This is a genomic window from Sulfurimonas sp., assembly GCF_041583195.1.
GTDB lineage: Bacteria > Campylobacterota > Campylobacteria > Campylobacterales > Sulfurimonadaceae > Sulfurimonas.
Genome location: NZ_JBFHGL010000004.1, coordinates 68,740 through 81,983, shown reverse-complemented (window position 1 = coordinate 81,983; position 13,244 = coordinate 68,740). Strand labels below are relative to the sequence as shown.

Here is a 13,244-nt window from a genome sequence, read left to right as displayed (position 1 = left end):
TTTTTATAAAATTTCGAACATGCTGTTATTATTTTTCTCAGCGTTTTTAGCCTTTTGCTCGGCAACCTTTTTAATTATTTGATAGTATCTGTCAAATTTTGCTTTACCCTTTGTAATAACTTCATCCCCTCCTTCACTAAGTTGCATTGCTTTTTCATAGTATTCATTAGCTTTTGAAAGCAGTGCCATATCATCACTCTTTGCAGCTAATGCTTCACAGTAAACTGCAAGATTGAAGAAATATGCTTCATTTTTTTCACCTTTATAGGCTTTCATCCCTTTTATAGCACCCTCGTAATTTTTTGCTTTTGCATATTTTTGTGTATAAGCTAATTCACTTGGTAGATCTTTTAACTCTACAAGTTTCAAAGATGATATTGGTGAAATATCTTTGATAAGCTTTTTAGCTAAATAATCTGATGCTTCTGCAAAAAGTTGAGTTTTTGTCGGAAGTGCTTGACGACCGGCTTTTGAATAACGCTTGATCGGGAATTTATAGTTTTGAGTATAAAATGTAGTACCCTCTTTACGAATATTAAATTCAACACTGATAAGCCCGTTTGTAGTATTTGGAGTTTCTACATAATCAAAAATAAGTACCTTCATGTCTAAAGACAGATTACTTACATCTTTTACTTCACTAATAGATATAAAGTTAGTTTGAGTCACAAACTTTTTAAGACTTGATAAAAGCTTACTATTAAAAGATCTGTCAGATCTAATCCCTTCCCCCGCAAGAATATTATCTACAATTTCAATCTCTAAAAATCCAGATGTTGCATCGTCACTCTCTAACATTTGTGCGACTTCTTTTGGCTTATTTGGCGGAATATAAGTGTTTAACAAAAGTTGACTTTTCCCACATCCAGTTAATAACAAAGCACTTACTACTAAAGTACCGATATAACTCTTTTTCAAAACATTTAATAACATATCTACACACTCCTTATATGATAAAAAATAATATTCTATTATCTCTTAAACTTAGCTTTTTTTTAAATAAATAGGTTAGTTGTATAGAATATGCTACGTAACACTATATTGTGATAATTTTTTACATAAAGATATAAGTTCGATTTCACTCTCTCCAAGTCTGGCAATAACCCTTAAAATAGCTCTTTCAACTGTAGGTTGACGTATAGCTCCAATAAAGTAGCCATTTTTTTGGATATCATCTTTTATCTCTAAAACTTTTTTATTATCACCTATAACTATAGGTACTATAAGTCCGTCTATACTTATACCAAGTTCACGCTGGACTATCATCTTTCTAAGGTTTATCTGACCCAGCAACTCTTCTTTATGTTCTATTATATACTCTAACGATCTATGTGCTAAAAGTGTGTCGTATAAAGAGAGTGCAGTAGCATATATAATTGGTTTTGCACGGTTTATCAAATATTCTATTATATGTTTTGAAGAGAGTATGTATGCTCCAAATCCACCATATGCTTTACCAAGTGTACCCATCTTTATATGATTTTGTTTTGGAGTTATTTTATACAGATCAAACACACCCATAAGATTCTCTCCAACTACACCACTGCTATGTGCTTCATCAACTATTAAAATAGCATCCTCTTGATCAGCTATACTAAACACCTCATGATTACACAGATCTCCATCCATAGAGTAAATGCCTTCAACTGCTATTATTTTTCTTTTTGCACCGCTATGCTTATTTAGAAGTTCTCTTAAATCTTCCATATTATTATGTTTAAAAAACACAACATTTACATGTTCAAGCTGAGTTGCAAGAACCCCTGAAGCGTGGTAAAGCTCATCCATAAAAAGCATATCGCCTTTTCTACAAAGTGCCTCTATCATTGCTATATTTGCATTAAACCCGCTTCCAACCACGACTGCGTCTTCAAAATTATTTGCCTCACACAGTGCTTCTTCAAAATCTTTGTGAATCTGATGATATCCATTTACTAAAAGTGATGCTTTAGCGGAGTGGCTTGGTAATTTTTCTAACTCTTGGCAAGTTTTTTTATGAAGTTCTTTATTATGTGCAAGTCCAAGATAATCATTAGATCCAAAGTCCTTTAAAGACTCATCTACTACAAACCTTTCTCTAAAACGACCAGACTTTTTTAAAGCGTTCAGCTCTTTTTCATAATAGTTCATAAAAAAGCCTTTAACAGATCAGTGTTAAGCCCCATTGCAGTACTCTCGTAACCCTTGACCTCTTTTATATAGTTTTTACAAAAACCCTCTACCATACAAGCACCTGCTTTACCTCTCCAATCTCCAGAGCTTAAATATTTATCCAGTTCTTTGTCTTCAAACTCTGCAAACAGATAATCGGTTGATGAGATATCTATTATTTTTTTACTTTTGTCTTCATATATCATACAAGTTATTATGGAAGTAATATTGCCACTTTGAGTCATTAAAATATTTCTTGCCTCATCCGCGCATCTGGCTTTACGTAAAATATGCCCTTTACTTGTAACTACCGTATCAGCAACCAAAAGCGGATAATCATCTATTCCAAAAGTTCTTCTATTTATTTCGTACTTTCCGTGAGTTGCCTGATAAACAAAGTTTTTTGGACAGTCAGTTATAATTGAATCTTCATCGAAATCTACACTCTCTTGTATAAATTCAATGCCGGCATTTTTTAAAAGTTCTGCACGAGTAATTGATCCTGATGCTAGGCGCAACATTTCTTATACTTCCTTCCGCTGCCACAAGGACAAGTCTCATTTCTCTCAATTTTTGTATTAAAAAGCACTCCGCTATCGTATAGCCACTGCCCATCTTTTTTTATAAACTTACTTCTTTCGTGTAACACTTGAATTATTCCGTTTTCTTTATAGTATGCCTTAAACTCAACTTCATCGTCTTTTGTATCTAACACATCAAGTTTTAACCATTCTATGTCTTTGTATGAACTCATATCTGTTGGAATGTTTTGAGTTGTTGTTTTAGCTAAATACTCACCGTCCATTCTAACAAAAGCCTCATAACGGCTTCTCATTAAATCTTCCGGTGTCTCTATCTTTTTCATTAAATTTCCTAAATACTAATCATATAATCATACTATATAAAGGATTAAATAATAAAATAGATGTTAGAATAATATATATTAACGCAAAATATGTTTTAAAGTTTATCAAATGAATAAAAAATTTAATTTTAATGAAATACTTACAGCTACTAAAGAGAGCTTTGATTTAGAGGAGGATGTTGTTTTTAAACTCTATCGCTCTACAATAGAACTCTCATCCAAAGTAGTCCAAGATATAGAACTTGGAGTTAAAAACTATGACTATAAACTAATAGAAAATGCAGCACATAAACTAAAAGGTGCCAGCGGATCAATTAGACTTGATTATATATACAATCTATGCATTGAGATTGAAAATGACGCTAAGGCTAATAAATATAGAAACTGTGAAAAAGACCTTGAAGAGATAAAAAGTTTTTTTATCTCTTTAGAAAATGCTATTAAAGATCCACAATAAAATTAAAAAATACTTGATAGATATGAACCTATAAATATAGCTATTACACCCAATACAATATTTGCAGGAACCTGATACTTTCCGATTAATCCAAGTTGAGATTTTGCTAAGGCAATATCTCCATCCACTATAGCTTTCTCAGCACGATTTCTTCTTTTTATCATAACAATAAGATTTATAAACATAACAGACCATATAGCCTCTTTGGCATGTGCAAAACCTGCATATTCACTACCTGATAGAGAATATGCTTTTATCATTATAAATGCCGTTATAAAAAGTAATACTACAAAAGGTAAAACAATTAAAAATAATCTCTTTAGAGCTATAGATATATGTTCTAATCTTTGCTCAGACGATTCGATTTTCATAAAAGAAGGATGAGCAGCGTAACGCATAGCTATCATACCACCTACCCATACAACAGCACTGATTACATGAATAAAAACTATATAAGCTTTATATTCAGTGAATATCTCACTCATTAGCTAAGTGCCTCAGTAATGAATTTTAATGAAGCTTCTTTTGCTTCAGCTACTTTTGTAGTGTCTTTTCCGCCTGCTTGTGCAAAGTCAGGACGACCACCGCCGCCACCGCCTAAAATCGGTGCAATCTGCTTAATCCAATCACCAGCTTTTGCATTGGCATCTTTGACACCCGCTGCTATTAGAACTTTGTCACCTTTAACTTGGAAAAGCATTGCACAAAGTTTGTCATTTTGGTTTTTAAGCTCATCAATCTTCTCTTTGATATCACCGCTTGGGTACTCTTCAACAACAACAGTTACACCGTTAATCTCATCTGCTGTGATCTCAACTTTTGCACTCTCTTGAGCCTCTTTAACTTCAACTTTTAATTCTTCAATAGTTGATTTAAGTCTGTTTATACCTGCTATTACATCTAGGTTTTTAACTTCAGCTTCTACTTGTTTAAGAAGCATTCTCTGCTCACAGAAGTAATCATATGCAGCGCGACCTACCACAGCTTCTATACGTCTAACACCAGCACTTACACCGCTTTCTTTAGTAATTATGAATGAACCGATTGAAGCAGTGTTGCTAACATGTACACCACCACAAAGCTCAATTGAAGCATCTTCAAAACTTACAACACGAACATCATCACCGTACTTTTCACCAAACTGAGCTTTAGCACCACTTTCACGAGCCGAGTCTATATCCATAACTTCAGTTTTTGCATCAATACCGCGAGCGATAATAGCATTAACTCTTTGCTCAATCTCTGCAAGTTCTGAATGTTCTAACGCTTTAGGGTGTGAGAAGTCAAAACGTAAACGGTTTGCTTCATTTAATGAACCAGCTTGAGATATATGATCACCAAGTACATCAAACAGTACTGCATGAAGTAAGTGAGTTGCAGAGTGGTGTTTTGTGATCTCTTGACGTGAAATATCTACATGGCTATCTACAATAGTTCCAACTTTTAAATCTTTAGTAGCTTCGATTTGTGAGAGGTTAAGTCCGAAGAATTTTTTAGTATCAACTACTTTCGCAAAACCTTCTAACTGACCGCTATCACCTACTTGTCCACCGCTCTCAGCATAAAAAGGTGTAATATCTAAAAGAACCCAGCCTTTTGATCCACTAGATAGTGAATCAGTCAGTTTATACTCTTCATCTAAAAGTGCTTGAACTTCACCAGAATGGCTTGTAAAATCATATCCTACAAATGTATTCTCACCGAATTTCTCTAAAAGCTCTTTAAAATCACCGTGAGTATCAGCATCACCACTCCCCTTCCAAGCAGCTTTTGCACGAGAGCGTTGTTCATTCATCAGCTCATCAAACTTATCTGCATCAAGTTTTAAATTATGGCTTTTTAACATATCTTCAGTCAGATCAAGAGGGAATCCAAAAGTATCATAAAGTTTAAATGCAACCTCGCCGCTGAATACATCTTTTGTGTTTTCCAGCTCTGCTTCAAAAAGCTCAATTCCACTTGCGATTGTTTTGAAAAATCTTGCTTCTTCTAATTGAATCTGCTCTTTTACGGCATCAGCTTTTTCACTCAAATATGAATACTCTTTACCCATAATAGAGATAAGAGTGTCTACAAGCTTAAACATGAATGGTTCACGGAAACCTAACAGGTAACCATGACGAACAGCACGACGTAATATACGGCGAAGAACGTAACCACGACCCTCGTTTGAGAAGTTAATACCTTGAGATAGTAAAAATACGGCTGTACGGATATGATCAGCTATAACACGGTAACTTGCACCGCTCTCATACACATACTCTTTGTTAATAAGTTCTTCAACTTTGCGAATGATCGGCATGAAAAGAGATGAGCCGTAGTTTGAAAGTGCACCCTCTTTAATAGCTACTACACGCTCCAGTCCCATTCCCGTATCGATTGAAGGTTTAGCAAGAGGAATTCTCTCTCCACCTGCAACTTTTACTTCGTATTGCATAAATACAAGGTTCCAGATCTCTAAAAATCTGTCACCTTCACCGCCCATATAATCTTCAGGGCCACTGAAGTGCTCAGCACCCTGATCGTAAAAGATCTCAGAACATGGTCCACACGGTCCTGTATCACCCATAGACCAGAAGTTATCTTCATCACCAAGACGCATGATACGGTCTTTGCTTACATGTTTTTGCCACAATTGTTCTGCTTCATCGTCACTCTCATGTACTGTAACCCATAACTTCTCTATAGGAAGCTCTAAAACCTCTGTTATAAATTCCCAAGAATAGTCAATTACTTCCTCTTTGAAATAATCTCCAAAACTAAAGTTACCCAACATCTCAAAAAATGTGTGGTGACGTGCAGTATGACCTACATTTTCAAGGTCGTTATGCTTTCCACCTGCTCTTAAACAAGTTTGACAAGATGTAGCACGAGGGTTTGCAGGTGTTGGAACTTCCCCTGTAAATATTGTCTTAAACGGTACCATACCGGCATTGTTAAAAAGAAGTGATGCATCATCTGGAACAAGTGGTGCAGATGCTATTCTTTCATGTTTTTTTGCTTCAAAAAACTTTAAAAACTCTTCTCTAATATCCATAATAATATATGTTCCCTCTTATCGCTTTATAAAATTGGCGCGATTATATCTAAAAAAGACTGTATAACGTATTATATTTTCTAATTGGTAACCAAATTGAATAAATAATGTAATCTTTTTGAGACTTTTTATTTTTAAAATTTCAAAACTCAAAAAAGGAAATATATTTACAATGTTAGAAAGAGTATTTACAATAGATGCGCAAAACGAAGAACTTGAAGTATATGAATATTTAGATCATGACTGTGCTCATAGCATATGTGAAAACCATCTTGAAATTCCCGAAGAATATATAAGTAAAATACGTTGTAAAGATGACTGTTTTACAGTATATTTATCAAATTCTCGTACATATTATCGTGATGATTGGTATGTAAACTTACAACGTTTAGAATATGTTTCTTAATACCTTTTACGATTTTTAAGAAATAAATTTAATAACTACTGATATAATTCATCCTTATACTTGCATGGTTACTTTAATCATAAAATGTTATTAAATATCTTAAGGAAATACGGAGTTTTATTTTGAAAAAATCATTACTAATTGTAGCTGTACAATTTTTACTAATCAGCAGCACAGCATCTGCCGCGCAGAGCATGGATATGAAAAAACAAGCTTTTAAAGCAGTTGAGTTAAAAGCAAACAAAGGTGATGCAAATAGTCAGTTTGCACTAGGAGGCATGTACTTTCAAGGGATTGTAACAGATAAAGATCATGCTAAAGCAGCTTCATTATATAAAAAAGCATCCGATCAAGGACATACAAAAGCTATGTATAACCTTGCAATTATGTATCACAAAGGCGATGGTGTAACTAAAAGTGATCAAGAAGCTATTAATCTTTTCACTAAAGCGGCAAATAGTGGTGACAAAAAATCAGCTCTTCACCTAGCGGATTTATACTATAAAGGTGACGGTGTAAAACAAGACTACAGCAAAGCTTTTTCACTTTATAAAAAAGTTGCCGATGCTGGTTATCCATTTGCGCAATATAAAGTTGCAACAATGTATAAGAGTGGAAAAGGCGTAGAGAAAAATGTAAAAAAAGCTAAATACTATTTAAAAAAAGCATCGCTACAAAGCTGTGCTGAATCTCAATATATGTTAGGTAATATGTATCTTACAGGTGATGGGGTTAAAATAGATAAAAAAGAGGCTGAAGCTCTTATAAAAGAAGCTTACTTAAATGGTAAAGCTGAAGCAAAAGTTATATTAGATCAAGAAAACTGGAAAGCTACACCAAAAGGTGTAACCTTGCCAGAGGAGTAAAGAATGGTGAAAATTATATTTCTAATGCTATCTGTTGTTTCTATATCATTTGCGACTCAACTATTTGATAAATGTGGAATTTGTCATGGAGTAAAAGGAGAAAAACATTCTTTAGGTTTAACAAAAAGTATTGCTGGTATGCAAGCAAACGATGTAGCTAAAATACTATATGAATACAAAAATGGTACAAGAAATATTTACGGTCTTGGAACTATTATGAATGGGCAAGCAAAAAATCTATCTGAAGATGAGATTGAGACACTGTCTAAATATATCGAATCTCTTCCTAAAGTAGAACCTAAAGAACTAGCACAAGATAAAAAAGAACTCACTCCTGAAGAAGTTTTTAAAAAGTGTGCAATATGTCACGGGGATGCAGGACAGAAGAAATCACTTGGTGTTAGTAAGCATATCGCTGGAATGAAGGCAGAAGAAGTTATTAAAATATTAAAACAATACAGAGCCGGCGAAAGAAATACTTATAACTATGGAAGTATGATGCAAGGTCAAGCTACAAAACTTACAGATAAACAGATGGATGATGTTGCTGAATATATTGAATCTCTAACTCCGGTTGAAGAAGATGCAATACAAGAAAAGACAACTAAACCGAAGAAAAAGATCACTAAAGAAGAAGCTGATTATAATAAGTTTATGGAAGAGTACTTTAGAAAAAGTAAAAATCCAAATGAAACTCTAGAAGAAGCGAAAAAAAGATATCAAGAAGAACAAAAAAAATTAAAGGAAAAAAATGAATAAAATTTCTATTGCTATTAGTTTAGCTGCACTATTAATGTGTGGTTGCGGTGATAAAGAACAAAATGAAAACAGCAAAACTGAAAAAACTCAAAGTACTGACAAATCAATGGCGAGTGAAGTATCTAACTCAATATATGGTACTTCAACAGAACAACCTGCTCAAGCAAAAGTACCGTCAGATACAGATGTTCAACTGAACACTCCTCATATTGCAAATGTATTAGAAACTATTAACGGTGGCGGCTATACATATGCTAAAGTAGATGAAAAAGGTAATATCTACTGGATTGCGGGTCCACAGTCTAATATATCAGTTGGTTCAAATATATCTTTTCTTGAACAAATGGTTATGAAAGACTTTACAAGTAAGTCTTTAAACAAAACATTTGATCAACTTGTATTTGTAAGTGCTATCATCTCTACTGATGGATCAGGTAAAAAAACTGCTGCGGCAAATACAAAAACACTAAGTGATGCTCACAAAAATTGTGATTGTAGTGATGAAAGCAAAACTGCTTCAAATCCACACGCTCAAAGTGCGTATGGCTCTAAAACTTCCACAACTGCAGAAGCTATAAATGTTAGTAAAAATAAAAACGGATATAGCGTAGAAGAGTTACATACAAAAAAAGCAGACTTAGACTCAAAAAACATAAAAGTTAATGCTAAAGTTGTTAAAGTATCTAAAAACATTATGGGTAAAGACTGGATTCACCTGCAAGACGGTACAGGCTCAGCTGGAACAAATGACATAATCGCTACATCAAAAAATTCAACTGTAAAAGTTGGTGATATTGTTACTGCAGAGGGAACTATTAAAACAAATGTTGATCTTGGTTATGGATATAAATTTTCTGTTATAATCGAAGAAGCAAAATTAACTGCTATGTAATATTTAATTAGAGCATCTTAATTATAGATGCTCCAACTTTTTAACTCTATTTAGATGGAAAATCTTTAAAAAGTTTTTCTATCACCTCATTCAAATAAGCGCTCTTATCTTCTTGTGTTGATCCTGCATAATTTTCATCTTTTGCTATACCTTGCCAAACTACAGCATTATCTTTAACATCAAAAACTTCTAAAACCAACATCCTCTCTTGATACTCCTTGGTACTTTTAGTAACTCTTACATCATACTCATATACAGGCATAGCACCTAATCCAGTACGAAACCCAACAAATGGGTATACCGAAGGTTTAATTCCGAAAGTCTCATAGTTAGTCTCTATTTGACTCCTCTTTTGTATATCAAGATTAATTGTTATATAAAAATCTGCTTTGCTTTTATCTACGCTAGCATAACCTTTTTTTTGCATATATTTAGTTAAAAGATTGCTTATTCTACTTCTTGTAAAATCTTTGCCATCACCTTTTTTTGTATATACCACTGCAAAAGTTGAAATAGTTGAAAAATTGTAATCTGGGTTATAATCAACCTCTACATGAAGTGTAGAACACCCTCCTAAAAAAATACTCAGGAGCAGTGTTAAAAACAAATTTTTCATATCTTCACCTTTTTAGTTCTGTTTTATTGGCTTTACATCTATCAACTTATTACGATTAAACCACGCAGCTATTATAACCACTGCAATAACACTTATAACATAGTAAATCCATTCAGGTATAGGAACAGGATCACCTGCCGCGTATGAGTGTAACCCTGAAAGATAATAGTTTACACCAAAATATGTCATTATTATAGCTGAATAAGCTACTACAGATACTGCATTAAATGTAAAGTTAGACTTTAGTCCTGGAACAAAACGCATATGAGTTACAAATACATAAACTAATATACTTACTAGTGCCCAAGTCTCTTTAGGATCCCAACCCCAGTAACGACCCCATGATTCATTGGCCCAAACACCACCAAGGAAGTTTCCAACAGTAAGTAGAGATAAACCTAATATCATTGACATCTGACTAATACGAGTTGACTCTAATATATTTACACTTAACTGCTCTCTTTTGCTTTCATTATTCAACATAATATAAAAAATAAGAGAGACAAAGCCAAGTAGTGTACTAAGACCTAAAAAGCCGTAACTAGCTGTAATAATAGATACATGTATAGTTAACCAGTATGATTTTAAAACTGGGACCATAGTAGTTATCTGTGGATCAAGCCAACTAAGGTGTGCTACAAAGAGTGTTACCCCGGCAAAGATAGAAGTAGTAGCCATTGCAAGGTCTGAACTTCTAGCAAAAGAGATACCTGCTAGAACTATTGTCCAAGATATATAAAGCATAGCCTCATAACCATTACTCCAAGGAGCGTGACCTGATATATACCATCTTAGTCCTAAACTAATAGTGTGAGCAACAAAAGCTACAACTAAAACAACAAATATTAGACGCATAACTGTTTTTATATTTAAGTTAGATTTTGCCAAACGCACAAATATCAAAATTAAAAGTATAAATCCTGCTATTAAATACACAGGAAAGAGCCTGTCAAATATCTTTAGCTTGTTATATAACAGTTCTGCTTCAACCAGAGTACTATCTGGAATAACCGAAGCACCATACTTGTTTTGAAACTCTTTAATTGAATCAATAGCTTTGTTTGCTGAATCCCAGTTACCAGTACTAAAAGCTGTTTGTAATCCCTTAGAATTACTCTCTAAAATTGTAAGAATCTCTTGTGAAAGTTGCGGAGGAAAATTCTTCAGTGCATAACCTGGGTAATGCCATTTATTGTTTGGATCGCCTTCAAGTGGAAAAACATTCATAAAACGACCTGAATAAATAGCATATGCAACATTTAGTCTTTCATCTACTTTAATCAGTTCTTTTTCATACTTACCACGCTCAGCAGCTCTCATTCTAAGTGCCTCTTCTGCCAGTGGCCCAAGTTTGTATTGTCCAAACTTATCAAAAGCATCAACATATGCAAAAGTTTTCTGATCTTTACTTATACCTAAAATCTCTTTAACTTTTGGGTGAGTGACCTTAATCATATCTATCTGCTTCCACTCGTTCTGATTTACAACCATACCTAAAATAATCTGGTTATGGTTAAGACCAAATATACTGTCTCTTCCCGCAACCTTATTTACTAAGTCTATTGCATGAGAGTCAAGTGGCTTAATGCGTCCATCTGGACTTTGAACTAACATGGTTGCATAATGGTTAGCATGGTCTATATTTATCTTTGGAAGATTATCAACAGGAGATGCTACCAAAGGCTGCGTATAAAAGAGCGATGCAACAAGTGCAAATGTAGCTACTAATGAAGCCTTGTATTCATACTTTTGACGAGCGAGTTTTCCAAAATAACTATGTGGATTAAAAAGGTTCAGAAACATCCCTATAGCTAAAAGTGTGTAACCTAAATATGTAGGCCATTTTCCTGGATCGTGATTTACAGAAAGAATAGTTCCTTTTTCATCTTTGTCATAAGAAGATTGGAAAAACAAATACCCTCCATAATCAAGTGTGTGATTCATATATATTCTATGTTCTCGTTGAATTAGATTTTCCTGGTCTATTAATGTTACATGACTCTCATAAGATGATGGACTCATCGAACCAGGATACTTTAGAAGTAAAAAATCACGTAATCTTAATGAAAAAGGCAGTTCTATAATTTTTGAACCCCATTCTAATGTAATGTCAAGATCATCAATTTTTATTCTTTCTGTAAAACCTTGATATCGTTTTCCTTTACCCATTAGTGCAACTTCATGATGTTCTCCATTGTAAGCTACATCTACTATTAGTGCATCAAGAGACTGCATCTTCATCTGCATCTTCATAGATTTTTTATATTCTTCTTGCTTAACTACTTGAACTTTTCCTTTTGTTAGTACCTCTTTTGTAACTAATTGAACACCGTTTATATTGTACATTCTTCTGTTGTCAAACAAGTACTTATGCCCTCGTTTATAAACACCATTAGTTCTATCAATCATCTTCATCCAGTTTATATCTGTATTAGCTACAAATGATATCTTATCGCCCTCAGTTATAAGACGAAGAATTGGCTTATTGTTCATTATAGGTTCTTTATCGAAGAAAACTGCCAATGGTCCGACATCTATATACTCACCACTTTTTAGGACATATTTTTCCGGACCCTGTGGTGTAGGTATTACAAACACAGCTATAGGGCTACCATTTGGATCTTCTACAGCTGTTTTAACAGCATTTTTCATATAATCTTTATACTTTACTCTCAGTTCTTTGCCATCAATATTTAAACTCTCTTCAAACTCTCTTCCTCCAAGCTCTGACATATAGACTATCTCTTCAGCACTGAACTCCTTAGAGCCTTTTTTAGCCTTTACTTGCAATAAAGCATCAGAAGATAACATCTCGTTAACTGTAGCACCTTCACGAATATGCATAACACCTTCATAGCCATAATAACGAGTTATTCCTGAACCAAGTAAAATAACTAAAAAACTTATATGAAAAATAAGAACAGGTATTTTCTTTTTTTGAAACATTTTATACTTAAATATATTTCCAATTATACTTATACCTAGTAAAACCTGTACAGCTTCAAACCATCTACTGCTGTATATTAGTGCCCATGACGTATTAACTCCATAGTCATTTTCAACAAATGTACCTACTGCACTTGCAATTGCAAATATTAAAATCAAAGCCACCATCAATTTCATAGAAATGAGAAATGACCATACCTGTTTAATTAACGTCATATTTTTCCTTAAATTTAGTAATATTAGAGAACT

Annotated in this window: 13 protein-coding genes; 5 read left to right on the top strand and 8 right to left on the bottom strand. The window is 33.7% G+C overall.

Annotated elements, in window-relative coordinates:
- Positions 1-3 precede the first annotated feature (3 nt).
- The 4 genes from ABZA65_RS05275 to ABZA65_RS05260 form a co-directional block, all read right to left on the bottom strand.
- The gene (locus ABZA65_RS05275) at positions 4-933 is read right to left on the bottom strand and encodes a hypothetical protein (protein ID WP_373071383.1); all 930 of its coding nucleotides are present in this window, start codon (positions 931-933) and stop codon (positions 4-6) included.
- Positions 934-1,026: 93 nt separating this feature from the next.
- The gene (locus ABZA65_RS05270; protein WP_373071380.1) at positions 1,027-2,130 is read right to left on the bottom strand and encodes an aminotransferase class I/II-fold pyridoxal phosphate-dependent enzyme; all 1,104 of its coding nucleotides are present in this window, start codon (positions 2,128-2,130) and stop codon (positions 1,027-1,029) included.
- Complete coding sequence (gene maf / locus ABZA65_RS05265; protein WP_373071377.1) at positions 2,127-2,672, bottom strand: septum formation inhibitor Maf; 546 nt, start codon at positions 2,670-2,672, stop codon at positions 2,127-2,129. The genes ABZA65_RS05270 and maf overlap by 4 nt, the downstream gene beginning before the upstream one ends.
- Positions 2,660-3,016, bottom strand: coding sequence for a YchJ family protein (locus ABZA65_RS05260; protein ID WP_373071374.1), 357 nt, complete (start codon positions 3,014-3,016; stop codon positions 2,660-2,662). The genes maf and ABZA65_RS05260 overlap by 13 nt, the downstream gene beginning before the upstream one ends.
- A 109-nt stretch (positions 3,017-3,125) precedes the next feature.
- Here ABZA65_RS05260 and ABZA65_RS05255 point away from each other — a divergent pair, with 109 nt between their 5' ends.
- A complete protein-coding gene (locus ABZA65_RS05255; protein WP_373071371.1) occupies positions 3,126-3,473 on the top strand; it encodes an Hpt domain-containing protein in 348 nt (115 codons plus the stop codon).
- Between the two features lie 2 nt (positions 3,474-3,475).
- Here the strand turns inward: ABZA65_RS05255 and ABZA65_RS05250 are convergent, their stop codons facing one another.
- Together ABZA65_RS05250 and alaS are read right to left on the bottom strand one after the other, a co-directional pair.
- The gene (locus ABZA65_RS05250) at positions 3,476-3,958 is read right to left on the bottom strand and encodes a hypothetical protein (protein WP_373071369.1); all 483 of its coding nucleotides are present in this window, start codon (positions 3,956-3,958) and stop codon (positions 3,476-3,478) included.
- Positions 3,958-6,510: an alanine--tRNA ligase gene (gene alaS / locus ABZA65_RS05245; RefSeq protein ID WP_373071366.1), complete on the bottom strand. Its 2,553-nt coding sequence runs from the start codon at positions 6,508-6,510 to the stop codon at positions 3,958-3,960. Before alaS ends, ABZA65_RS05250 begins: the two co-directional genes overlap by 1 nt.
- A gap of 172 nt (positions 6,511-6,682) precedes the next feature.
- Here alaS and ABZA65_RS05240 point away from each other — a divergent pair, with 172 nt between their 5' ends.
- The 4 genes from ABZA65_RS05240 (at position 6,683) to ABZA65_RS05225 (ending at position 9,433) form a co-directional block, all read left to right on the top strand.
- Positions 6,683-6,916, top strand: a complete 234-nt coding sequence (locus ABZA65_RS05240) for a hypothetical protein (protein ID WP_373071363.1) — start codon at positions 6,683-6,685, stop codon at positions 6,914-6,916.
- 122 nt (positions 6,917-7,038) lie between these two features.
- Entirely contained in the window at positions 7,039-7,782 is a 744-nt protein-coding gene (locus tag ABZA65_RS05235; protein WP_373071360.1) for a tetratricopeptide repeat protein, read from the top strand.
- A gap of 3 nt (positions 7,783-7,785) precedes the next feature.
- Positions 7,786-8,541, top strand: coding sequence for a cytochrome c (locus ABZA65_RS05230; protein ID WP_373071357.1), 756 nt, complete (start codon positions 7,786-7,788; stop codon positions 8,539-8,541).
- Positions 8,534-9,433, top strand: coding sequence for a hypothetical protein (locus ABZA65_RS05225; protein ID WP_373071354.1), 900 nt, complete (start codon positions 8,534-8,536; stop codon positions 9,431-9,433). The genes ABZA65_RS05230 and ABZA65_RS05225 overlap by 8 nt, the downstream gene beginning before the upstream one ends.
- A gap of 46 nt (positions 9,434-9,479) precedes the next feature.
- Here ABZA65_RS05225 and ABZA65_RS05220 read toward each other — a convergent pair whose 3' ends face one another.
- Both ABZA65_RS05220 and ccsA read right to left on the bottom strand, forming a co-directional pair.
- Positions 9,480-10,049, bottom strand: a complete 570-nt coding sequence (locus tag ABZA65_RS05220; protein ID WP_373071351.1) for a DUF4136 domain-containing protein — start codon at positions 10,047-10,049, stop codon at positions 9,480-9,482.
- Between the two features lie 12 nt (positions 10,050-10,061).
- Positions 10,062-13,211, bottom strand: coding sequence for a cytochrome c biogenesis protein CcsA (gene ccsA / locus ABZA65_RS05215; RefSeq protein ID WP_373071348.1), 3,150 nt, complete (start codon positions 13,209-13,211; stop codon positions 10,062-10,064).
- Positions 13,212-13,244 lie beyond the last annotated feature (33 nt).

Bases quoted from the DNA above. Each gene is read 5' to 3' on its own strand.
- ABZA65_RS05275 (WP_373071383.1), bottom strand. From the start codon at position 933: ATGTTATTAAATGTTTTGAAAAAGAGTTATATCGGTACTTTAGTAGTA.
- ABZA65_RS05270 (WP_373071380.1), bottom strand. From the start codon at position 2,130: ATGAACTATTATGAAAAAGAGCTGAACGCTTTAAAAAAGTCTGGTCGT.
- maf (WP_373071377.1), bottom strand. From the start codon at position 2,672: ATGTTGCGCCTAGCATCAGGATCAATTACTCGTGCAGAACTTTTAAAA.
- ABZA65_RS05260 (WP_373071374.1), bottom strand. From the start codon at position 3,016: ATGAAAAAGATAGAGACACCGGAAGATTTAATGAGAAGCCGTTATGAG.
- ABZA65_RS05255 (WP_373071371.1), top strand. From the start codon at position 3,126: ATGAATAAAAAATTTAATTTTAATGAAATACTTACAGCTACTAAAGAG.
- ABZA65_RS05250 (WP_373071369.1), bottom strand. From the start codon at position 3,958: ATGAGTGAGATATTCACTGAATATAAAGCTTATATAGTTTTTATTCAT.
- alaS (WP_373071366.1), bottom strand. From the start codon at position 6,510: ATGGATATTAGAGAAGAGTTTTTAAAGTTTTTTGAAGCAAAAAAACAT.
- ABZA65_RS05240 (WP_373071363.1), top strand. From the start codon at position 6,683: ATGTTAGAAAGAGTATTTACAATAGATGCGCAAAACGAAGAACTTGAA.
- ABZA65_RS05230 (WP_373071357.1), top strand. From the start codon at position 7,786: ATGGTGAAAATTATATTTCTAATGCTATCTGTTGTTTCTATATCATTT.
- ABZA65_RS05225 (WP_373071354.1), top strand. From the start codon at position 8,534: ATGAATAAAATTTCTATTGCTATTAGTTTAGCTGCACTATTAATGTGT.
- ABZA65_RS05220 (WP_373071351.1), bottom strand. From the start codon at position 10,049: ATGAAAAATTTGTTTTTAACACTGCTCCTGAGTATTTTTTTAGGAGGG.
- ccsA (WP_373071348.1), bottom strand. From the start codon at position 13,211: ATGACGTTAATTAAACAGGTATGGTCATTTCTCATTTCTATGAAATTG.